Below are 22,981 nucleotides of genomic sequence, written 5' to 3'. Positions count from 1 at the left end.
CTCTTCTTTTATTAGCTTTTACTAAAAACCGATGATATTCCTTACTTTTCGCTGCATTACCGCGTAAGATCGCCCACTTTCAAGTTCCAATCCTCCAGCTTTAGAATAAAAAATCTTTAATAAAATGTTAACATAACGCCTAGCTTCAAAAAGGCTGCGCGCTATTTTTGAAGGCATTAGGGCCTCGCGCCTAGGACAATTTCTCAAGGAGATTTCATGCTTAACGCTGTCACCGCCAAAGCGGTCATTGATCATGCTCTGTTTCTTGGAGCCGACTTCGCTGAGCTGTTTGTAGAACATCATCAAACCAGTTCTGTTTCGCTAACTTCCAAAGAAGTGGACAAAATCAACTCAGGTATCGATTTTGGTATCGGTATCCGCCTATTCTTTGGCCACAAAGTGCTTTACGGCTACACCAACAGCACGGATGAAACAGAGCTAAAACGCGTGACCAGCTTGCTCGCAGCCAAAGATAAACGTGAGCAAATCGCCCATGCTGGCGCACTCAACCTTATTCGCTACCCTGTGCAGCACGGCTGCACTATGCCGCTCAAGCACGATCCGAACTTAGAGTCCAAAATCGCCTTTTTGCGCCAAGTGGATCTCGCTGCGCGTGCCCAGAGCGAAAAAATTGTTCAGTTTATCGGTAGCGTGCTGCAACGGGAACAGCAGGTTGAAATCTTCAACTCTGAAGGGCTGCACATTGCCGACACTCGCCACTATGTTCGCGTAGCAGGTAATGCGGTTGCCCAAGATGGCAGTGAGCAAAGTACAGGGATGGACGGCCCCGGCGCGCTGGCAGGCTGGGAATACAGCCAGCAACTGGACGCCAAAGCGATCGGTTGCGACATCGCCGCCCAAGCACTGGTGAAACTCAACGCCGATGCCTGCCCTTCTGGTGAGATGCCTGTGGTCATTGGCAACGGTTTTGGTGGCGTTATTTTCCACGAAGCGTGTGGTCACTTGCTTGAGACCACTTCCGTGGCAAAAAAAGCCTCGGTATTTCACGACAAAATGGGCGAGATGATCGCGCATCCTGTGGTTAACGCGGTAGACGATGGCACCATGACAAACGAATGGGGCTCTATTCACATCGACGATGAGGGTATGGAAACACAGCGTACTCAATTGATCAAAGATGGCCAACTGACCAGCTTTATGGTTGATAAGATGGGCGGAATGAAAACGGGTTACGCGCGCACTGGTTCAGGACGTCGACAAAACTATAAGTTCGCACCAACCTCTCGCATGCGAAACACCTTTATTGAAGCAGGTAACAGCTCACTTGAGGAGATGATTTCCAGCATCGAAAAAGGCATCTACGCCAAAAAAATGGGCGGCGGCTCCGTTCAGCCTGGCACGGGCGAATTTAACTTTGCCGTTCGTGAAGCCTACCTGATTGAAAACGGCAAGATCACTAAGCCACTGAAAACCGCAACGCTGATCAGCACCGGGCCAAAAGTGCTGAAAGAGATCAGCATGGTTGGCAAAGATATGGCGCTGGCGCCGGGGATGTGCGGCTCTGTCAGTGGTTCTGTGCCAACGACTGTGGGGCAACCGTCATTGAAAGTAGACAATATTCTGGTTGGAGGGGGCAACTAATGGACCAAAAACAACACCTGCTCACGGCGATTGATCATCTGCTCACCCAAGCCAAAGCAAAGGGTGCGCAAGCCGACATCGTGGCGCAGACCAGTGATAACTTCTCACTCAAAGCGAGCAAAGGCCAGTTGGATGAGTACAAAGTCAGCACTTCTCAGGTGATTGGTGTTCGCGTCGTGAAAGACGATCGCGTCGCCACCAGCTACTCTGAATCGCTGGCCACAGAGAGCTTAGATCTCATGCTTAATAACGCGTTAGAAAGCGCCAAGTACGCGAAAGTTGACCCTAAGCAAAAGATCAGTGTCATCGATAGCCAACTGACTGCCGACTACCCAGAACTCAATCAAGCTTGTGATGCCACTGTCGATGACAAAATTGCCCTAAGTCTGAGATTGGAACAAGGCGTGGTCAGCCGCCCGCATGCCAGCAACTCACCCTACAACGGCTACAGTGATGTAACCAGCCAAGTATTGATTGCCAATACCCAAGGCAGTTTATGTCAGCAAACGGAACGTTACCATTCCGCTTACGCCTATACCCTGTTTGAAAAAGACGGCAAACAGTCGATGGCTGGCGCTATGAGCTTAGGCCGACGTTACATCGATCTCGATCCTGAGTATTGCATTGATGCAGGCTATGAGCAGGCGCGTGATCTGCTCGACGGTGCGCCAGTCAAAACGGGCAACTACTCTGTGCTGTTCACCATTGACACCTTAAGTGAGCTGTTTGGTGCCTTTTCTGCCTGTTTCTCAGCGTCCAGTGCCATGAAAGGGTTCAATCCACTGCGCGATAAAATCGGCGCGGCCATTGCCAACCCTCTGTTAACGGTTTCCAGCCAAGCTTACGTTGAAGGGGGTTTTCGTATCCGCCGTTTTGATAGTGAAGGCACAGCGGCGCAAGATCTGGTCATTGTTGGCGCAGGCGAACTCCATTCTTTGCTGCACAATAGCTACACCGCCGCCTACTTTGGCGTCGCCAATACAGGCCATGCCTCTCGTGGACCGAAAGACAGCTTAGAAGTTTCGGCCCATCACACCGTCATTGGCTCGGGCAACAGCAGCTTTGCAGAAGTGACTGCAGGCGAATACTTAGAACTGGTCGACTTACAAGGCGCTCATTCTGGCGCAGATTTTATCAGTGGCGACTTTTCCTTTGGCGCGAGCGGATTTCTGTGTCGCGATGGCAAACGAGTCCAACCAGTACGCGGCATTACTGTGGCGGGGAACTTCTATCAAATGTTGAAAGAGATCGAGGCTGTTGGCTCCTTGGTCGAAGCCAACGATTCATACAGCTTTTACTCGCCGAAGATTCGCTTTGCTCGTTTGAGCATTGGCGGGAAATAAAATCATTGCTTGGAGGGCAAATGCCCTCCTTTTTCCCGTCGCACACCGCTCTCCCTTGTGCGCCTAGCCAAACCAGCCCTTCTCTTTGACAACTTTCGTGACAGTGTTGTTGAAATCATCAACATTGCTTTGGTCATTTTCACAACTTTTTGTACAATGCGCCGCAAACAGTGTGCCATTCGCCACTACAATAAAACGAGTTATAAGCAAGGTTCGGTGTCATCGCCCACCGCTGCGCACACTTTCAGGAACTTACATGTTGTCGTCACTGAGATCGTTTTTCGCCAAAGATATTACGCAGAACCGGCGTTTTCTGCTTTGCCAAATCTTGGTGTTTGTGGCTATCCAGTGCAGTTTCTCCTTATCCAATTTCTATGTGGTGCAAGCCGATCGGGTGCACGTGCTCTCCTTCACCGCCGCCTTCATCATGGCGATTTTCCTCAAATACTCATGGCGCGTGATTCCTGGCGTAGTCTCCGGATTGCTGTTTTACTACAGCTATTTTTCTCATCGAGCGTTAGTGATTGCATTACTTTTCTCAACTGCTTTGCCTGCAATCCCGCTGCTTTTTTCTACCATTTATCAGCGTATTACGCAGACCTTTGATGCACATAATTTTCCTTTGCGGCTAGTCTATTACATTCTTGTGTTGGGGCTCGTTTATCCCATCGCCAATAGCCTGCTTTTGATCAGCATCAGTGACTATTTTGGCACTGCAGCACCGTTTGATATTCAGTTTCTATTTTATTCCGTGCTCAGCGGCGCATTGACACAGTTGGTATTAACGCCCTTGTTTACGCTGGTGATCCACTATCTCGCCGAGGGAAGTAACGCGCCTTATATCCAGCTCGACAAAGCGATGCATGAAGACAGCCTCACCAGCTATCACTACCGCTTGTGGTTCACCATCTGCGTTCTAGTTTGTGTCTTCACCCTGTTTGGTGAAAGCTCGCTCTATCGCGACACCATGTCGCTGCTGCTGATCTGTCTGGTGGGCGTCGGCATTGGCAAATATGGCCTTGTTCGGCCAGTGCTGTTTGCAACTTTTGTCTTGCTACTGACGATCGAAGACGGCGTGAGTCGCCTCAATCAAGGCATCCTCTCTGAGCGCCACTTTTACGGTATTTTGCTGGTTCTGTTTGTCATGACCGCTTTGATGTTTATGCTTGGCGCGCACTCGATCAAAAACTACCTCACCACCCGCGAGGCGATCGTGCGCGAGCGGATAGACCCTTATACCGGGCTGTTTAATCTCGCGCAGATGCGTGAAGATATCGAACAAAGTGGTCACGTAGTACTCATTTTCATCAATCTGACCCCGACCGTTTCCAAGCTGAGCAGTTTGGGGCATCGAGGCCGTGCGCAACTGATTAAACAACTGAGCCACTACCTCAACGAGAAAACTCAGTACATTAAACGCTGCTACCTGCCACCTTTTTCTGAAGGCTTGGTTTGCTACGTGCCACGTCTACCGTATCTCAATTCCGAGCTAAAGAGCCTGATCCGTCTACTTGATCAGTTCCATTTTTACTTTCAAGACACCTCGATTAGCCTAGTCAAACGGACGATTCATTGCACTGACCTAAAGTACGATCAGGATCTGGAAAGCTTGGTCTCATCACTGTGTGAACAGTACAGTGATGCGCAAACGGACATCAAATGGCTCAACCAGCACACCACGCCATATTCCGAATTGGAAAAGCTCAACTTCATTCAAAATTGTTTTAAAAACAATCAGTTTGAACTTTATTGCCAACCCTATCGCAACCTACACGGACGCTTAAAAGAAGAGTACTTCGAGGTACTACTACGGCTTAAAGTTGACGGTCAGGCGATGATGTCGCCAGCGGAGTTTTTCCCGCTCATCAACGAGTTTGGTTTGGAAGTGGAACTCGACAAATGGGTTGTCAGCCACACTTTTATTTGCCTGAGTCGATTTGTCGACGACTGGCAGAGTATCGGCCGCTGCTCAATTAATCTCACCGCCAAAGCGCTCAGTGATGATAGTTTGGTCAAAGGCGTGGTTTCCTTAGCCCAACAATACGGTGTGCCGCTGGGCAAAATCTGCTTTGAGATCACCGAATCGGATGCACTACGCGATGAGGAACAAGCGATTATTGCCATTGAGCAGTTGCGTAAAATCGGTTGCACTATTGCGCTGGACGACTTTGGCACCGGTTACGCCAGCTTTGATTATTTGCGCCGTTTGCCTTTGGACATCATCAAAATTGACGGTTCGTTTGTACAAGAAATTACCCACAGTGATAGGGACAAAACCATCGTCCAAGCGATCAGTCAGGTCGCCAAAACCATGAACTTGACCACGGTTGCCGAGTTTGTCGAATCTGAGCAACACGCTGACATTTTGTGTGATTTAGGTATCGACTACGCGCAAGGTTTTGGCATTGCCAAACCGCTGCCACTGCTTAGCCATTTAAAACGTTGTCAAAAAGACAGATTTATCTAAAGCAACCCATTTTCCCCACCAATCGCTCAAATGTGTTGGCTTTTTCGCCACTTTGAATACAACACCAACATCCAAAAAATAACAAATATTTGCAATATTAAACCAGTAAATATCACACATTAAGTTCTTTTATCTATTTTGTCGAAAAAATAGCAAACAGATAATTTACATAATCTGCCGATCTGCAGCAGATATCGCTAGCTTGGCCATGTGATATATCAAACTAAAATGTATAACATTCGCGAAATTATTATTTTCACAAAGGCAGTATCAAAGTGAAAGAATCTCGAGAAACGTTAAATTTTAGTGATCAGGCACAAACTGGCACTTGGTCCAAACACGATACCCATTGGGTACTGAGCCTCTTCGGCACCGCGGTAGGAGCGGGCATTTTGTTTCTGCCAATCAACTTAGGTATTGGCGGTTTCTGGCCACTGATGCTGATGGCACTGGTCGCATTTCCTATGACCTTTCTTGGCCACCGAGGATTAGCACGCTTTGTCCTTTCTTCTCAACAGCGCAACGCGGACTTCACCGACGTGGTGGAAGAACACTTTGGCAGCCAAGCCGGCCGTTTGATTTCACTGCTCTACTTTTTGTCTATTTTCCCTATCCTGCTCATCTATGGCGTTGGCATTACCAACACAGTCGATAGTTTTATGGTCAACCAAGCGGGCATGGCTTCATTGCCACGCGTGCTACTCTCCGGCGTATTGGTAGCGAGCTTAATCGCCATCATGCTCGGCGGAGAAAAGCTGATGCTCAAAGCCTTTGCGGTAATGGTTTATCCGCTGGCCGCCATTCTGGCATTTTTGTCTTTCTACTTGATCCCAGATTGGCAGTTGCCATCATTGACGATACCGAGTGGCGTTGATTTCATGCAAACGGTATGGCTTGCCGTACCCGTTGTGGTGTTCTCTTTTAGCCACGCTGCGGCGATTTCCAGCTTCGCTAATGTGCAGCGTCGCCATTACGCAGAGCACGCTGAGAAAAAATCGGAACAGATCCTAAAGCGCACCAGCGTTATGCTGATTGCTTTTGTCCTGCTGTTTGTCTTCTCTTGTGTGCTGGCACTTTCTCCAGAACAGCTCGCCGAAGCGAAAGCACAAAATGTCTCGGTACTTTCTTACCTAGCCAACGCCACCAACAACCCATTTATCGCCACGTTTGGCCCTCTAGTCGCCTTCATCGCCATTACGTCTTCGTTTTTAGGGCATTTCTTAGGCGCGCGGGAAAGTCTCAATGGCCTTATCACCAAACATGCGCGCATCAGTAACAACAGCGCTGACAAAATCACCATCGTGCTGCTATTTGTTTCCATTTGGATTGCGGCAGTCATCAATCCAAGCATCCTCGGCATGATGGAAACCCTATCAGGACCAGTGATCGCCATGATCCTCTTTATCATGCCTGTGTACGCGATTTACAAAATCGACGCCTTGCGTCAATACCGCCATAAACTGAGTACTTGGTTTACTCTGCTTAGTGGTCTGCTGGCCGTATCCGCACTTTTGTTCTCGATGGTGTAGTCGCGCGGATAACTTCAACGCGGCCTGTGAACAACCTCACACTGCCAACGGCCATGTTGCTCGCTCACTTGATACCTCATTTCACGGTATTGCCAAGAAATGGGCAAAATGGCTTGCGGTTGGTTGAGCTTTACGTTGAGTTTTAAATAAGTTTCTGCGTTTGCGCCTGAGAAGGTATCGACCCAAATCAGCCGATTCAGCCAACCACACGCTTTTTCCAGCTGAGCTGGAGAGGTTGTCGTTGCGGTGATGCTCTGCCATTGGCCGCCTTCATCCCAGCGGGTAGTGAGCACAATTTCCGCGGTTTGATCGTCAAAATAGGCTGGCTCTGGCAACAGGTGTTGCGCTCTGGCCTGCAAAAGATGACGCTGCTCAACTGCGCTGCCTTGGCGCAACGCTTGCCAATGTGCTTGTTCCGCACTGCGGCCAATCAGCAAGGGATGCGATAACACGCTGGCACACTCGGCATCTTGCCAACTGCACTGGCTAAAGTAGTAGCGGGCTTTATCTAGGTCGCGCTCAGTATTGAGGTAGTACACCCCCAAGTTGTACTGAATATCGCTGTCGAAGGGTTCAAGTTTTGCCGAGCGTTGCCAGTACTCCCCGCCTAATCGTTGATCCTGCTTCACGAGTCCGTTGTAATAAAGCGTACCGAGATTGAGGTAAAGCAAGGCACTCTCGTTATCGGGTAAACAACTTAAGTAGAGTTGTTCCGCTTGTTGAAACTGCTTTTTCGTTTCGAACATGACCCCTAAGTTAACACATGCATCGGCACTGCCTTTGGCTATCGCACGGCGATACCAAGTTTCACTCTCGGCCAGCTGACCAAGCTGCGCATAGCTGTACCCTAACTGATAGAGCACACTCTGCTGAGTGAACTCGTTCAGTTTCTCTACATCCGCATAGGCGCGTTTCAACCATTCAATCGCCAGCAGAGAGTCATACGCTTGAGCACTGTAACTGCCAAGCAAATAGGCTTGGTATTCGGCTGGGTGCTTTTCAAATAGCTCTACATCCAGCGATGCGCCATGTTGCTGCAATAGCGTGTAGGCCTTTTGAAAAGTGGCGGAATTGTTATCCCACTGTTTGAGGTTGTTTTGTACGGCATAAGCCGAGCTGCTGATTGCTAGCAATAAGAGTAGGTTGGCGCTATGCAGCGGAACTCTTTTAGTGACCATTGGTGTCGCTGTCGTTGCCATTGGGGGCTTCACTCTCTGTTATGCCAAGCAGGCGCGCCATTGCTTCATCACCGAGCTGCACATGCAGCAACTGATAGAGATTGGTGAATGATTGATACGCCTCTCGCCAATACGCCGCCAGCGGTTGGCTGCGTCTGACACCTTGCCAATGATGTTGATAGCTTTCATGGAAATGGCGTTGAGTCCGCTGGGTCAGGTTATCTGCCAACCGTTGCCATAATGGTTCACTTTGCACCAGCCACAGCAGATTAATCCAGTCGCTGGCCTCAGCTTCACGCAGTAACGCTTGTAACTGTGCATCGCTTAAATGGGCGAACAAAAAAGCGGCGCGCCACGGGGTTTGCTCGCCGGGCGCGTGGTTCTCTAACTCTTGTTGTAGCTGAGCGTCCGTGAATGGCTGCCAAACTAATGGTGCAAGCGGATACTCTCTTTCGCGCGCCTGCTCTGCCTCTTCCAAAGCCGCTTGCCATTCAAAACCGAGTGACGCGAGCATGATGTCGCGCAGATAATCACGTGGCCTGCCCTCGCTCAGTGCCAGCATACCATCGCTAAACAACAGCAGCGCCAGTTGTTCAAACGCCGAAAAAGGCTGATTCAACAACCCTCTCTGGCATACTTGCGCCACTGCGCTGGCATCATGCCCCCACAGCAAAAGTTCGATCACTTTGTCACAATAACTTTGTGCAGCTTGGCTCAAAACCGGTTCGACAAAGGGTTGATGCGCCACTTCCAGCACCAACCAACCTTGGCGAGCCACTAAATCGCGATAGTGCAGTACCTGCTGCACTATAGGCAGCAGCGAAGCCCTTTGCGCTTGGTTTAACGCCTGAATATTTCTGTGTGTCGCTTCACTTAGCGAGAGTTGGCTCATGCGCTTTTCACTCCATTCATTTACTGCTACTCAGCTTGCGGTGAACAAAACGCCGCGTAATCGGCAATGCGTGCGCTTAATCGCTGCGCAGCGCCTGCATCGGCACGGCCCAAGGCATCCAAAATGCGCTGCGCTTCATCGCGATAGGCAGCAATTTTTTCACGGCTCCAGTGGTGTGGCGGTGGCGATAAGTTGGTGATGCGATCGCACAGCTTCACCAGCCATATTTCATCTGGCTGCTGTTGTATCCTCGCCAGTGAATCGGCCATTTGCGCTGCCTTATCGCCTACCTGCTTATTTTTGCTCAGTGCCAACACGCCTTGCGCCACTTGCTCCCCAAACGCTTCTTCCACTTGCTGATAACGGGTTGAAGTATCTTCAATCACATCATGCAGCAGCGCCACTTGCAGTGCTAAACGGCCATCAAGATCGGGGCGCGATTTAAGTGCATGCATCACCTCCATTGCCACTGCGCCTAAATGCACACAATAAGGCAAGTGCTCATCATGCCGTCGGCCTTTGAAGGTTTGCCCAGCATGGGCGCGCGCTGCAAAGTACCACGCGGCTAAGTAATCATCGGGGTTCCAGTTCATCATCTGTCCTACTTGCTTACACTTACCTCAGCATGCCACCTTTAACCTTGCCTTTATCACCACACTTTCGGTACAAACTGGCAGCGCAGTTGACCGCGCAGCCAGTTATCTTGCTGGATGGTTTGGCGCAAACCTCGGTGGTAGTCGTTAAAGGTGCCGAGCATCAGCGCGCACTCTTGGCGGCGGCTGTTTTCATGGCGGCACAGGCTGAGGGTTTGGCCATCAAACTGTGCGTAGAGGGTGAAACTATAACGGCCATCTGCGGTGCTTTGTTTCACCGCTTGCGCCGGTTGCTTCGCCAAGAGATCGAGCGCCAAGGGCTCGCTCGTGCGCCATTTTTTATTAAAGTACAGCTCACTGTTTTGCAGCACGCATTGCACCCGCTCGCCATACTTGGCGTTTTCACGCGCCAACTCCAGCTGCGCTTGCTGCTCTTTCAGCGCTTGTTCGCGTGCTTGTTGCTCGGCCAAACGGCGCGCTTCACGTTGCCTATCCAACTCGGCTTGTTTTAGCTGCGCGTCATATTGCTGCTCGGGGGTTAATGCCAGCCATTGGGCTTCACTCATTCCTAATGGGTAACTGGCGCACGCCGTCAGCAGCAAAGCGCACACCACACAGCTCAAATAGGGTTTGAGTGGGTTTAAGCGAGGTTTCATTTTGCTTCTCTATAGTGATGCAATTCAATGCGCAGTTAGACACCGCTACATTAGGTATCTTAACGTCCATCGCGAACGAAACGAACACGGCTTTCAGCCCCTCCTATCAATTCGTCCACTACTGCACCATCTCCAAAATAAACTCCCCATCCTCCTATCGCTGTATCTCGATAAATAAATGGTGATGAAGACCAATACGATTGATTGCCTGTATTAGGAAAGGCAATTAAATTAATGGTTGGTTTCTGATAACTCTCACCACGGCATTGACCAGCTAACTTATTTGAAAACATAGAATAATAAAAATAAGTATCAAACAATTGATTAATAAAATTACTCGAAAAATGACGACCTTCAGAGCATAAAACTAACGACTCTAGCTCATCAATTGTGGGTAAGCGCCAAGCCGTTGAGCCTGCAAAATTGTGCTTTAGCTTTATTGCGTCACGCCATTTATATTCTTTCGCCTCACCGTTGCAAGTTTTGCCATCCCAGCTTTGACCTAGGCCACAGCGCATCCAAGTAAGGTTGGTTTCTTTGTCATATACCGTTCCATTCGGATTAACCACATATTGGTTCACGGTTGCAGGCGGCTCTTTTTGTTCAGAAGAAGGGAGCACTGGTTTAGGTGTACTTGGATTAGCTTCGGCTCGCACCAAACGGACGTGGTAGTCGTTGAGCTTATTGTCGTTGTCGACGTCACCACCGTAGAAGTTGACGCTCCACGCGCGGTTACTATTGCTGGCATCGGGCGAAGACGACCAATAATAACTAAAACTATCTGACATGTTGGGAAAAGCCCTGATGTTGATGGTCGGTTTTTGGTAGTTGTTACCAAGACATAAGCCATTGGTATCATTTACATACTTACCATTGGGACGCACTGAAGGCTTACGCCCGTTCGAGCAGTAAACCAATGAATCCAGCTCATCAATTGTGGGTAAGCGCCAAGCGGTTGAGCCCGCAAACTGGTGTGTTAGTTTGGTTGCGTCATTCCATGTATATTTTTTCGCTTCACCAGTGCAGGTTTTGCCATCCCAGCTTTGACCTAGGCTGCAGCGCATCCAAGTAAGGTTGGTTTCTTTGTCATATACCGTTCCATTCGGATTAACCACATATTGGTTCACGGTTGCAGGCGGCTCTTTTTGTTCAGAAGAAGAGAACGCTGGTTTAAGTGTACTTGGATTTGATTCGGCTCGCACCAAACGGACGCGGTGGTTGTAGCTCTTATGGTTGTTGTCGACGCGACCAGTCTCGAAGTCGACGAGCCACGCGTAGTAACTTTTATTGTAGAAATAGGGCGAAGACGACCAATAAGCATAATCCAGCGTGTTAGGAAAAGCCCTGATGTTGATGGTCGGCTCTTGGTAGTTACCAAGGCAAAAGCCATTGGTATCCCCCACATACTCACCATTGGGGCGCTCTGAAGGCTTGCGCCCTTTTGAGCAGTAGACTAAGGAATCCAGCTCTTCAATTGTGGGTAGGCGCCAAGCGGTTGAGCCCGCAAAATTGTGCGTTAGCTTGGTTGCGTCATGCCATGTATATTTTTTCGCCTCACCGTTGCAGGTTTTGCCATCCCAGCTTTGACCTAGGCTACAGCGCATCCAAACCAGCTGAGTTTGTTTATCAAACACGGTGCCATCAAGGTTGTCGTAATAACGGTTAGCGATAAGCGGAAAGGTCTCTATACGTGCGTTAACCTGCTGAACATATTTCCCTTGTGGGAAACGCTTTAAATACTCTCGTGCAGTTTCTATTGTGGTGGATTTTTCAAAATACAACGTTTCAATCTTTTGCCTAACTTCAATCGAATACTTGCCATTGGGATATAGCTTGAGATATTCATTCACACCCGACAAGTCGGTTGCGTTTTTGTAAATCGTATATTCTAAATTTTCACTCACTTGTTGAGCATATTTCCCTTGTGGGAAACGCTTTAAATACTCTTGCGCATCTGCAATTTTGGTGATTTTTTTGTAGTAATAGTTTTCGCCGTAGATCTGTTGTAGATCAAACTTAACCCGCTTATTGACGTTTTCAGCCAACATCAGGCTTTGGCTGCCTTCAAGGTAACTGGCATCGGCAAAGATTTTGTTCACCGAAATGTCGGTTTGCCCAGCGTGGGTCATAATATCCAACGGGCAATCTCCGATGGGCTTGCCGTTTAAGGTGATGGCGACACCTTGATCATTAAACTCACCGCAATCAATACGCAGTGCCACATTGGGTTCAGGCTGACAGGCGGTGATGGTTAGCGCCGCTATGGGAAGGAATATTTTTTTCATCATGATGATCAACTCTTTTTTATAAATTGGCACAAACGGCTTGGTAGTAAGCGGTATAAGAACGGTAGTAACGCGGTGCATCACTACCATACCAACCCACAGCGGAGTCAAACATTGCAAAGAGACTATTTTTCTTTCTCTCTTGGCCATTTCCATTGACACAAATAACGTCACAGTTAATCGAATTATCACTATAGCTATTACAGTATTGTGTCTCTCTTAACTGCCAGTTGCGTGAGTTTTGCGCATACATTTGCTGCTTTTGTTGCTGAGCTTGATTGGCGCGCTCTTGAGCGGCTTGCGCCTCTTTTTTAGCTTGGGCGGCTTGTGCTAACGCTTGCTCCGCTTGTTGCTTGGCTTTAAGTGCTGCTTGCTTTTCTGCCTCGGCACGCTCTTCCGCTTCCAACGCATCAAAATAGGCACTGGCCTGCTGTAAGCGGTTAACTTTCGGTTTGCTGAACTCTTGATAGGCAAAGTAACCCGCAATGCCGACCACCAACAACGCGATGATCCAGTTTTGCGGAACTTGCCAAAAGGGCTTTTTACTCATGGAATGTTCTCTATTAGCTTTAAATGTGAATAACATACTCTCTATTGATAATTTTAATCAATGTGTTACATCATCAAATGGCATGGCTTCTCTCTGCTTAATGTGATCCTGTTTAAAAAAATCCCATGCGGCGTTTTTTGCCGGTGGGGTGTTGCTCTAGATAACGGGCTAGTTCATCAAATACGCCGCTGTGATTGGCGTATTCCACGACCTGCTTGGCCGATTCAAACCACTCTAGAGTGCTTGGCTGACGCTGGCGAATGTGCTCGCTGAGATCGGCCATGGTGATGGTGCTGTCTTGTCCGGTGCGCAGAATTTGCTCTATCACTTGCTCACTCACGGCATCGACCCAGCCTTTAAGATCCGCACCGGAATGCCCCTCACTAAGCTCAGCAAGCTGGCGGTAGTCGAGCGGTTCAATCGGTAAATCAGCGAGTAAACGTTGCAAAATATCTTGCCGCGCTTTGGCATCTGGCGGGCTTACAAATAAGGTGAGATCAAAACGCCCCGGGCGACGAAAGGCGGAATCCACATCCCACGGTGCGTTGGTTGCGCCAATCACCAATAGGTTTTCATTGTCGCTTTCTACGCCATCCAACTCTGCCAGAAAGTGGTTGATGGTGGTGGTCAGTGAGGTGTGGCGCAGCAGCTCGCGCTTGCGGCCGAGGGCATCAATTTCATCAATAAAAATCACTGCCGGTTTGTGGGCTCGCGCCGTCGCAAACAGGGCTTGGATATTTTTCTCACTGTTACCAAGGTACATATCCAAAATATCGTCGATGCTGACGTTGAAAAACGCGGCGTGACACTCACCCGCGATGGCGCGAGCAAAGTAGGTTTTTCCGCAGCCCGGCGGCCCGTAAAGCAGCAAACCTCCGCCTGCGGATTTGTTAAAACGTTTAAACAGCGCAGGGTTTTTAAAGGGCTCGATAATTTTCATTCTTGCTTGCTGTTTTAGCTCATCCAAACCGCCAACGTGTGAAAAATCAACGAAATATTTGCTACTCAGCGGGCTAAAGTGGCGCGCTGTCGGGGGCGAGTTGTCCGCGGGTAGCGGCTCGGCTTGTTCATTCATCGGGGGTTTCCTTGGTATTCGTCAATCCGCGCCAACCTTTGGCTTTCCACACTTTCCAACTGGCTCTGCAAACCTGCCAACATTGGCTTGGTGAGTGGGCGGTGAGTTTATGTTGCAGCCAAGCCAGTAAGCGACTTAGCCAATAAGCGTTCAGCGTTAATACTGCGGCAATCCCGCCACTGATTAAGAAAGTGATGAGATCCCACTCTTGCGGCGGAAAAACCTGCGTTAACATCAGCAGCATAAGGCCAAGCGCGGGGATCCTCTCATCCCAGCTAAATACCCAAACGGTAAGGGCAAAACTGACCAACAGTAACCCTACCCTGATCCCACCCAAGAGATCTTCGCTGGCTAAATACGGCCATAGGTGGGTCGTGATGCCGAGCAGCGCCAACACGGCATACGCGAGCCCCGCTTGGATCTGGCGACGCACCTGTTGATTGAGTTGCTGTGCCACTTCGTGGTTGAGGGGATCAAAGCGTAAAATTTGCTGCAACAGGCGCTGCTTTTGCCAAGGGGAGGTACTGTATTGCGCCAACAACTCCAGCGCGAAGGCATCTTGTGGCTGGTGCTGTAGATGCTCACGCAAGAGGGTTTTGGCTAAATCAGGGCGCAAACAGAGCGAGCCATACAACTGCGCAAGATGCAGCCGCGCTTCGCGATGCCAAGGGTCGAGCGACAGCGCTTCAAGCAAATGGAACTGCGCTTTGCCAATCTGCTGCTGATGGAGCATCACCTGCGCAAGATTATCGTGGTTGTCGGCATCATGATACGCCAACGATAACGCGCGTTGAGCACACTGCTCTGCTTGTGTTAGCCGATTGAGACGCAGCGCGATTTGGGTTTTAATGAGCCAGAAAAAACTGTGTGAATGGCATTGGCTTTGCAGCCGCTGCGCCGCTTGATCCACCTCATCAAAGGCTTGTTGGCTATAGAGTGCTAACAAATGGTAAAGCGCTGCCGCCACATCGGTATGATCACTGGCGAGTTGGCGCTGCGTTTCATCAAGCAGTTGTTGGTAGCGGTTAAGTTGATACAAGAGCTCCAAGCGGTCAATATGCTCCATCACCCATTCCCTCGGCTTGGATTCACCAGCTCAATGCAGCCTTGGCAGCGATAGTGCATGCAGGCAAGGCTCAGCAGGTACGGCACAATAAAATAGTCAGGATTGATTGGAATGGTCGCCACCATCATGGCGATCCCCACCCCTTGCACTGCCCACAACTTGCGCGGCGGGTAGTAGTGCTTCCACATCGCCCATGCCCCATTTAACCCAAATAGCAGTATTAGCAACACCAACCAATACAGGGGCAAGGTAAACTGTTTGAGCCAGATGGTCATAAAAGTGAGGTGGCAAAGTACCAGCAACAAATGCCACAGCAGCGTGCGTAAGGTTAAGCTCATCACTAATCGAAGTTGCGCCAACGAATCGGACTGCGTGCGTAACAGGGTAAAGAGTGTGCGAGGTAACATCATGGCTGCCATTCCTGCTGTGAGTACAACTGCCACACGGTTAGGCAAGGTGCTTTACCTTGATAACAGCGCAAACGATGTTGATTTTTGCCTGAAATGGCACTCAACTGAGGCTCTAGCGCAGCCTGTTGCCGCAAATACTGTACGCTGCGCTGCATGATGGCTTTATCGTCAGGGTAATAATCAATATCGTCGATTTGTTGCAACTTCGCTTCGGCGTACGCTATGGCCTCGGTTTTATCTAAACCAAACAGTGTGATAAAGCCCAAATACTCATCGATATGCGCGATGATGTTGTCTTGCCATATGCGGGCATCGAGCAGTTCAAATCGGATCACCTGCGGCCACACCTTGGCGGCACTTTGCACATCACCACGCGCAAGGTATTGATCGATTTGGTGCTCTAACAGCAGAGCAAAAAAGTCATCAATAACAATGCCTTTGCCGCTGCCATTGTCGGTAAGGTAGATCGGCACAGCCGTGAGGGAGCCATCATTCTTGACCCGCTTCGCCCATTGCAAGCAGTGCTGTTCACTTGGCCAATCTGCCCACGGCCACCAAGGCTGGCTCACTTTTAGCTGATGATCCAATTGCTGAAACTGTTCAAGCTGTTTTGCCATACGTTTTTTCAGCCAAGCACTAAAGGTGATGCTTTGCTCTGCAGTGCTGCGTTGCAAGAGCGTTTGCAACTCGCCACGTAAAAATGGCCGCTCCTGCTTAAAACGAAAGCGTTCGTTCAGCAGTGCAAGGCGGCTTTGCAGATAAGCCTGCTGGGAAAACTCATTCTGCTTTTGCAGCACTTCTTGCAATAGCTGGTTATCGTAAGCGAGATAAGGCAAGGGCCAATCGTCTTCACCTTGGCACAGTGCCAGCGCATACTGTTTCTGCGCCCGAGGGATGAGGCGGGCATACTCGCCCTGTTCAAGGTTTAAATAATAAGGCACAGGCATAGGAGATAAAGGGTCGCTGTCCGTAGCCATTGCCACATCACGCTCTGGCATGCTCAGCGCATAAACCACAGCGCTGAGTAACCCTATACCCTGCATAACGAACCCAAGCCTTTTTGTTTGCTTCCATTGCGGCATCCGTGCCTACTCTTATTTTTATACCCTAAAGTGCGCCACAAAGGCGCACTGCCAAAAAACCAATCACTGTCCGGCTCGCACCAAGCGCCATTTATAAATCACGTTCAATAATCACTAACATACTTGCTATTGATAAAGTTAATCACTGCGTTGCATCATCAAATTGCATTATTGTTTACTGCCTTCGTCAATGTTCTTGATAGTCTTTCTCTAACGGCAACTTTTCTAACAACTGATGTTGTTGCAACGTCATTCGTGCCAGTTCGCGCCAGCGTAGGCATAGTTCTATCGGCAGTTTGTCGGCCAAATCTTTGGCAGTTCACACACTTGTTGCAGCACCTGTTGGTTTTGCGCGGGCGTAAAGCCTTGCTGGGGCAGTGAAAGTAGGATTTGCAGCAACAATTCTTCGCTGGTTTGTTGCGCCACGGGGTAGCGTGCTTCTTAAACGCCCCGCTATCTGGGTTTGGCCAAAACCCAGATAGCGCGGGGCGGTAGTAGGTTGTGTGAGTAGATCTGCTAAAGTATGGTGTCTACTGCAATCCTTTCTTATAAGTGTGCGCAATTAACCAGAGATTAGGTTGTAAGGTATTTGCGTTTTCATCACAGGTCGAACGCTATAGTTTTGTACAAACATACTTTTCAATCTCACTTTGAGACAAGTTATTTAATCCCATACGACCCAGAAAACCATGGTTCCACTCACCATCCCAGAAGTAGATGATATGGTCAGAACCTTGGGTACATTCCACACGATACGAAGCGGCCCCCATTACTTTGCCATTCGAAACAACGCGCTTTACTCCTCGTTGATTTGAAGCAACTGTATTTGATTTAGCCACGGCGCCTGCTGCAGCCGTAGTAGCAACAGCCGTTGTCGCAGTATCTACTGCATCTGTACTCGCATAACGCCGCGATTCCATACGCTTGGTATCTTCACCAATGAACTGATTGTAGAGCTCGCCTGTTTTGGTGACTACAGAGTACATTGATGCTGATTGCCTTGGCGCCGATGGTAGTTGTGCAAACGCGCTGAAAGCTAGCTTTTGGGTACCTTTGGCTTTCGGTTCTTTTGCGGCAACAAGTGACACTGATTTAATTTCTGCTGATATTTTCGCTACACCATCGGGATACACCGCTGTGTATCCACCTAGCGTCCCGCGATCAAAATACGCAGTCTGAAATGCGCCAAACCTTACAGCATTCCGAGCCGTTGCATTGTCTGAACTCAATCTCGAACTCACGACCTGTTCCAAACTAATGTGTGGTTTGGTAGTGGACGTTCCGAAAAGCTTTGCTTTTACTTCCTTTTCCAGTGGTAGATTGAATGAAAACTCAATCACCACATTAAAATCATGATACTCGGGGATAAAAGTCGCATTGCTCCCTAACCTCAATTGGTAACCAACGCTGGCGGTCGCGTTAACTTCGTAAGAATACTCAGAAGCCAAACCCCAACGCGATATTTTTCGGCCATCAACGGAAGAATCTAAGTCTGTCAACTCGAGCCTAAACAGCCCATCTTTGTTTTTGATTGATTCAAAGGCAAAAGCCTCCAAAGTCTTATGGTGTTCAGTTGTTTTGGCCAACTGCTGTGACTTTTGACCATCACTTGGTAACAACGTTAATTGATACGCTCGGAATTGTGCTAAAAATTGCCCCTTGTCTCTTAACAAAGCAACATAGGTCTCTTTGGTCTGTTGGTATACGTCTTGATATTTCGTCTTAGCAAAATCCTTTAGATATTTTTCATAGTCGTTTTCTGAAGTCAGTATCTTTGAAATGCTGGCGAGGTCCTGTTTTTCGCCGGACAAATCGTATGCTTTCTTCAAAGATGCGTACGTATTCTGCGTTCTGTACAGCGACAGTAATTTCACCTTGGCCAAGGCTGAAATTTCCGAATTTTTAGTATTACGTTTATAGAAAGCAATCAACTGCTCTTCTGAGGTCAATAGGGCCAGTTCAGATTTCAAATCGCCATTTTCCTTTGACCAAAGGTACGCATTTTGGAAACCCGACACCGTTTGTTTCGAACGATATAAACCGATCAGTTCACTCTTTGCCGAATACACAACAGGTAACGCGACCGCAGGCGAGTAGAGCTTTACAAATTCTAAAAGTGCGTCTTCACCTTTGATCAACGCGTACTCGGAAGATAAATCGTTCGAATCACCAGACCATTTAAACGCATTGCGATAACCTTGCACACTTTTCTGTTCTCTATAAAGACCAACTAGTCGATTCTTCACGTCTGATGCAGAGCTGTGCGCTTTGTATTGCCCTAAGTAACTGACTAATACTGCCGTATCTTTAGAATGCATCGCGTCTTTATATAAGATCGTGCGAATCGCCTCTTTACTGGATGCAGTAATTGATTGATATCGTATCTGTTGCTCTTTGCTGGTCGCCAACGTTACATCTTTACTCATTACCCAACCATGCTGTTGGTTCTCTAACGTTACCCATAATGCATCGGAGTTACTCTCGATCACCATCAATTGCATCACTGGGGTAAGACGAGCCTTAACATTTGTAAACTGCGGAGAGTCGTATAAGTTTGTTTCCCGAACCAATTTAGGTTCAGAGATCAAAGTATTTACTTTTTTATCGTTATATTTATGAATAAAATGTCTAAGTTGAGAGATATTTTGAGTATCCAATTTTTCATATTCAATCTCCAACACTGAAAACAGTGCTTGCCGAGAGAAGTAGCTCCCTTTCGTTACTTCGGAAAACTCTTCTAATCCCTCTACATCTTTTGACTTGGTCAGCCTAGCCAGCTCATTTATTAATAACTTTGAATATTCATCTGGGTCTTGCTGTGAAAGATATTGATGGTAGATGGATGCATCGTTCTTTGCTTTTGATAATTGATAATATGCCTCTCGCTCTTTTGCTTTATGACGAGACTTAATTGAAACGTCCAAACTAAGCCGGTTATTCACTTCAAACTCTGAGGCATTACGAAAATATTCTATTGCTGATTGAGGTTGATCTTTGGCTAATTCAAGTTCACCTAGTGCAGTCAGTGCATAAAACTGGCCGATACTCACACCCGATGCTTCATATCCTTTTAATGATTGCTCAAAGTGGCTTTGAGCACTATCTAGTTTATTTTCAGACAAGGATTGATAGCCATGCTGCAAGTGCTCTGTATTGGACAGCTGTCCAGCACAACCCAATAGCAAAAATAACAGTAAATAGCTGATTCTCTTAGCCACGGAAATCACCTCAAAACTTAAAAGTAACGGTATAAACAAACTCATTATTCTCAGGGATGTAACTTAAGCCCTGAGAAATGTTGCTCGCTTCAGAACGTAGGCTGGAGGCTTGATTGTCAAAGTACTGCCCCGCGAAATAACCAACAGCAAAGACTGCAAGCCCAGCATACAGAGCTATCTGACCATTTTCACTAAACTCATAATCACCACCTCTTGTTTCTTCTAATGTAGCTAGGGCATATATAAAACTGCCACCCCCTACAACATAGGAACTCCAACGTGAGGTATCTGCATAGATGTCATTTCTATCTGCTGCCGAAAGTAAATCTTGGTAACGCTCCTCTTTTTGCTCTAATTTTTCGAGTTCAAGAGCAGGGGGAGCGGTATTTGCCATGGTGTTAGCTAAACTACTGTTGACAGACAAAACCAAAGATAAAAAAGTAATAATTTTTTTCATTTCAACTCCATAAAAATAAGATTAAAAGCAATCTCTACTACATAAAAATTGGAATATAACCAATTATATGAGCAGTTATTTTCGGTTTTAAAAACCATAAAGATTTTCAGTCACATTGATATGACGAGTCCCACGCTCTACCTAAGCAAAAGCACCAAAAGCCAATCACTGCTCGGCTCGCACCAAACGGACGACGTTGCTTGTTGCTTTACCCCTGGAGAAGACGTCACCAGAGACAAAGTTGACGAACCACGCGTAACCACTGTTATCGGCATCGGGCGAAGACGACCAATACCAACCTGACGTATTGGGAAACTGTTGGTTATTAATTGCAGGACCAAAGCAGCGGTATTCAACAATTGAAGCCAGCTCGTTTTTGTTCGGCAAGCGCCAATCGCTGAATCCTGCCAAGGTATGTTGCGCGCCGGTAGCTAAAGCCTCCGCCCATGTAAAGCGAGTGGCATTACCGGTGCAATCGGTGCCATCCCAGCTTTGCCCAAGACTGCAGCGCTGCCAGATAAGCCCGGTGGTATGGTGGGTAACAGTGCCATCACCGTTATCGCTAAAATCCGTGTTTGGCGTGATGGCGGTGATAGCCCCATTTTCTCTACCTGCACATAAGCTGCTGGCATAGGCATTCACGCCCAGCAGTAACGGCAATAACACCAAAACCCGTGGCCAGTGATGATTGATTGTCCGCATAATATCTATCCTTTATCGCAAAACGTGTCACTGCGGCGGGCAACCAACCGCCGCACAATGGAAGAGGATGCGCAGCGCCCGTTAGGCAACTGAGCACGTTTTCGCATCATCTCTCCTTATTTTCCAAAAATCTATTATTGTCCGGCTCGCACCAAACGGACGAGGGCGCTGTGTTCCTTACTGCCGCTAAAGACCTTACCAAGGCCGAAGGTTACGACCCACGCCTCGCCACTGGCGTTGGCATAGGGCGAAGACGACCAATACGCACCAAGCGGACTGTAATGCGTCGGTGTATGTGGGAAATAGCTTTGCTCTATCGCGGGTAGAGTTCGCCCACTATGAACAATGCTGAGTAACTCATTTACTGAGGGCAGTCGCCAATCGCTGGCACCACAGAACCCTTGGTTATTAACCGCATTAACAAAGGCTTGAGTATTGCATTTACTGCTTCCGCAGTTGCTACGGCTTTGCTTGCCGGCATTACCGCCATTGGTGCTGTTATCGGGGTTGTACCAAGTGTAGCTATACGTAGCATCGCGCAGTCCATTCCAGCCAGCGGGTTGTTTGACTTCCCAAATCAGGCCAGTGACGTTATCGCGCACGCAGCTCCAATTTCTGGCACTGGCGGCTAATTCATCGCCGTTGGCATCCAGCTTGGTAAAGTCAAAACCGCCATCACCATCACCGACTTTGGGCAATTTAGCAGCTAATGCTTGGGCATCACGACCAAAGTGGCCATCTTGACCATCGGGAAGCGCAATGCCTTGTGGGTCTTGCGCGACACTGCAATCTAAATCGTTACTGGGTATGCCACCTTCGGGCACAGGGCCTTCACTGGTGGTATAAACAGCATTAGAGCACCAATCGATGCCGGTGTCGTTGAGTGGTTGGGTGGCGGCAAACGCGTTGATTTCGCCACTGGGGGCACTTTCTCCCTCAGGATGCACCGCGGTAACCACAACATGCCATACGTGTGGGGTTAAGTTACTGATGCGAATCGGTGGCTGCACATTTTGCAACCAAGTGCCATCGGCTTTGCTGGCGTAACTGTCGGGCTCGATGCCCGGTTCACGCGCATAATACACATGGTAACTGGTAGCGCCTTCCACCGCTGGCCAATCGAGTAACAAGCTGCTGGGGCCTTTACTGAGTCGAACATCGGTCACGGCAGGCAACTGGCTAAAGGTAACATTGACAGTACAGGCCTGAGTAACATTTAAAATGGTGATGCTGTACCCTTCGATTGCGCTATCACACCCCACTACCGTATCGACTTTAAAGCCAGCATCAGGTAGAACGGTAAAGACAGTCTTTTTACCCAACTCAACAGAGGCACTTTCAGGTATCACCGCGCCTCCAACTGATGTTTCCGTGCGGACTACAACACGCTGCTCCACTTGCGGTTCACCGCTATTTTGTCCACTGTCATCCCCACCACTTTCACCGCCGCCGCAACCGATGAGTGCGGTAACTAACAAGGTGCTAATAAGCACTTTCGCATGATTTGTTTTCAGTTGAATCACGACTATTTCCCTATTTTTGCTTTTGCTCGCAGCAAAAAGGCGTATTAGATGCCCACCAAATGGATTGATCTGACGGACGACGCGAATTTCTATAGAGCAAATCAGTTAAATACGCTAACCACTGAAAAATAAAGAGTTTATAAATCCTCATCAAGGTCGTTGGCGTGTTTGTGCTAGTGGTTGGCGCGTTTATCCAGATCTTTCTGCACAAACTCACGAGTGTTCAGGAAAAGGGAAGATATTGAGTTGGCTGCTACGCAGTATGATCGCTTTGGCAATTTAGGCGCTCTCATCAGCTCGCATGCTTTGCACTGCCGATTAAGCTAGGTAAAATCGCTCGATATTCAGGATGA

19 protein-coding genes are annotated in these 22,981 nt (G+C 48.4%); 4 read left to right on the top strand and 15 right to left on the bottom strand.

The genetic code is table 11. The features are described from left to right. The first annotated feature begins 216 nt into the window (after window positions 1-216). The 4 genes from UF06_RS20700 to UF06_RS20685 all read left to right on the top strand — a co-directional run bounded on the left by UF06_RS20700 (window position 217) and on the right by UF06_RS20685 (window position 6,941). Window positions 217-1,602, top strand: a complete 1,386-nt coding sequence (locus UF06_RS20700) for a TldD/PmbA family protein (protein WP_045572123.1) — start codon at window positions 217-219, stop codon at window positions 1,600-1,602. Beyond that, a complete protein-coding gene (locus UF06_RS20695) occupies window positions 1,602-2,945 on the top strand; it encodes a TldD/PmbA family protein (RefSeq protein ID WP_045572122.1) in 1,344 nt (447 codons plus the stop codon). Before UF06_RS20700 ends, UF06_RS20695 begins: the two co-directional genes overlap by 1 nt. A 256-nt stretch (window positions 2,946-3,201) precedes the next feature. Then, window positions 3,202-5,412: an EAL domain-containing protein gene (locus UF06_RS20690; RefSeq protein WP_045572121.1), complete on the top strand. Its 2,211-nt coding sequence runs from the start codon at window positions 3,202-3,204 to the stop codon at window positions 5,410-5,412. A 275-nt stretch (window positions 5,413-5,687) separates the two neighbouring features. Beyond that, window positions 5,688-6,941: an aromatic amino acid transport family protein gene (locus UF06_RS20685; RefSeq protein ID WP_045572120.1), complete on the top strand. Its 1,254-nt coding sequence runs from the start codon at window positions 5,688-5,690 to the stop codon at window positions 6,939-6,941. Window positions 6,942-6,955: 14 nt separating this feature from the next. Here UF06_RS20685 and UF06_RS20680 read toward each other — a convergent pair whose 3' ends face one another. The 15 genes from UF06_RS20680 to UF06_RS28480 form a co-directional block, all read right to left on the bottom strand. Then, a complete protein-coding gene (locus tag UF06_RS20680; protein ID WP_197541325.1) occupies window positions 6,956-8,140 on the bottom strand; it encodes a sel1 repeat family protein in 1,185 nt (394 codons plus the stop codon). After that, a complete protein-coding gene (locus UF06_RS20675; protein ID WP_045572119.1) occupies window positions 8,109-9,011 on the bottom strand; it encodes a hypothetical protein in 903 nt (300 codons plus the stop codon). Before UF06_RS20675 ends, UF06_RS20680 begins: the two co-directional genes overlap by 32 nt. 26 nt (window positions 9,012-9,037) lie before the next feature. Then, on the bottom strand, window positions 9,038-9,607 hold the full coding sequence (locus UF06_RS20670; protein WP_045572118.1) for an HD domain-containing protein: 570 nt from the start codon (window positions 9,605-9,607) through the stop codon (window positions 9,038-9,040). A gap of 53 nt (window positions 9,608-9,660) precedes the next feature. Then, entirely contained in the window at window positions 9,661-10,260 is a 600-nt protein-coding gene (locus tag UF06_RS20665; protein WP_193157871.1) for a hypothetical protein, read from the bottom strand. Window positions 10,261-10,319: 59 nt separating this feature from the next. Then, window positions 10,320-12,548, bottom strand: coding sequence for a DUF1566 domain-containing protein (locus UF06_RS28070; RefSeq protein ID WP_052702608.1), 2,229 nt, complete (start codon window positions 12,546-12,548; stop codon window positions 10,320-10,322). Between the two features lie 16 nt (window positions 12,549-12,564). Then, window positions 12,565-13,095, bottom strand: coding sequence for a tetratricopeptide repeat protein (locus UF06_RS20645; protein WP_045572117.1), 531 nt, complete (start codon window positions 13,093-13,095; stop codon window positions 12,565-12,567). 112 nt (window positions 13,096-13,207) lie between these two features. Further along, window positions 13,208-14,170, bottom strand: a complete 963-nt coding sequence (locus UF06_RS20640; protein ID WP_045572116.1) for an ATP-binding protein — start codon at window positions 14,168-14,170, stop codon at window positions 13,208-13,210. Then, complete coding sequence (locus UF06_RS20635; RefSeq protein ID WP_045572115.1) at window positions 14,163-15,236, bottom strand: hypothetical protein; 1,074 nt, start codon at window positions 15,234-15,236, stop codon at window positions 14,163-14,165. The genes UF06_RS20640 and UF06_RS20635 overlap by 8 nt, the downstream gene beginning before the upstream one ends. Then, complete coding sequence (locus UF06_RS20630) at window positions 15,236-15,646, bottom strand: hypothetical protein (protein ID WP_045572114.1); 411 nt, start codon at window positions 15,644-15,646, stop codon at window positions 15,236-15,238. Before UF06_RS20630 ends, UF06_RS20635 begins: the two co-directional genes overlap by 1 nt. Then, window positions 15,643-16,689: a hypothetical protein gene (locus UF06_RS20625; protein ID WP_226972461.1), complete on the bottom strand. Its 1,047-nt coding sequence runs from the start codon at window positions 16,687-16,689 to the stop codon at window positions 15,643-15,645. The genes UF06_RS20630 and UF06_RS20625 overlap by 4 nt, the downstream gene beginning before the upstream one ends. Before the next feature lie 324 nt (window positions 16,690-17,013). Then, window positions 17,014-17,154: a hypothetical protein gene (locus UF06_RS27005; RefSeq protein ID WP_171816770.1), complete on the bottom strand. Its 141-nt coding sequence runs from the start codon at window positions 17,152-17,154 to the stop codon at window positions 17,014-17,016. 188 nt (window positions 17,155-17,342) lie between these two features. Then, entirely contained in the window at window positions 17,343-19,946 is a 2,604-nt protein-coding gene (locus UF06_RS20620) for a hypothetical protein (RefSeq protein ID WP_139046425.1), read from the bottom strand. 10 nt (window positions 19,947-19,956) lie between these two features. Further along, a complete protein-coding gene (locus tag UF06_RS20615; RefSeq protein ID WP_045572111.1) occupies window positions 19,957-20,403 on the bottom strand; it encodes a hypothetical protein in 447 nt (148 codons plus the stop codon). Window positions 20,404-20,568: 165 nt separating this feature from the next. Beyond that, a complete protein-coding gene (locus UF06_RS20610) occupies window positions 20,569-21,105 on the bottom strand; it encodes a DUF1566 domain-containing protein (RefSeq protein ID WP_045572110.1) in 537 nt (178 codons plus the stop codon). 134 nt (window positions 21,106-21,239) lie between these two features. Continuing rightward, a complete protein-coding gene (locus UF06_RS28480) occupies window positions 21,240-22,628 on the bottom strand; it encodes a DUF1566 domain-containing protein (RefSeq protein ID WP_052702607.1) in 1,389 nt (462 codons plus the stop codon). Between the last annotated feature and the right edge of the window lie 353 nt (window positions 22,629-22,981).

Origin of the sequence: Vibrio sp. S234-5 (assembly GCF_000960595.1) — a bacterium.
Classification (GTDB): domain Bacteria; phylum Pseudomonadota; class Gammaproteobacteria; order Enterobacterales; family Vibrionaceae; genus Vibrio.
Note: the sequence above shows the minus strand (reverse complement) of the source record. Positions and strands in the feature narration are given on the sequence as shown.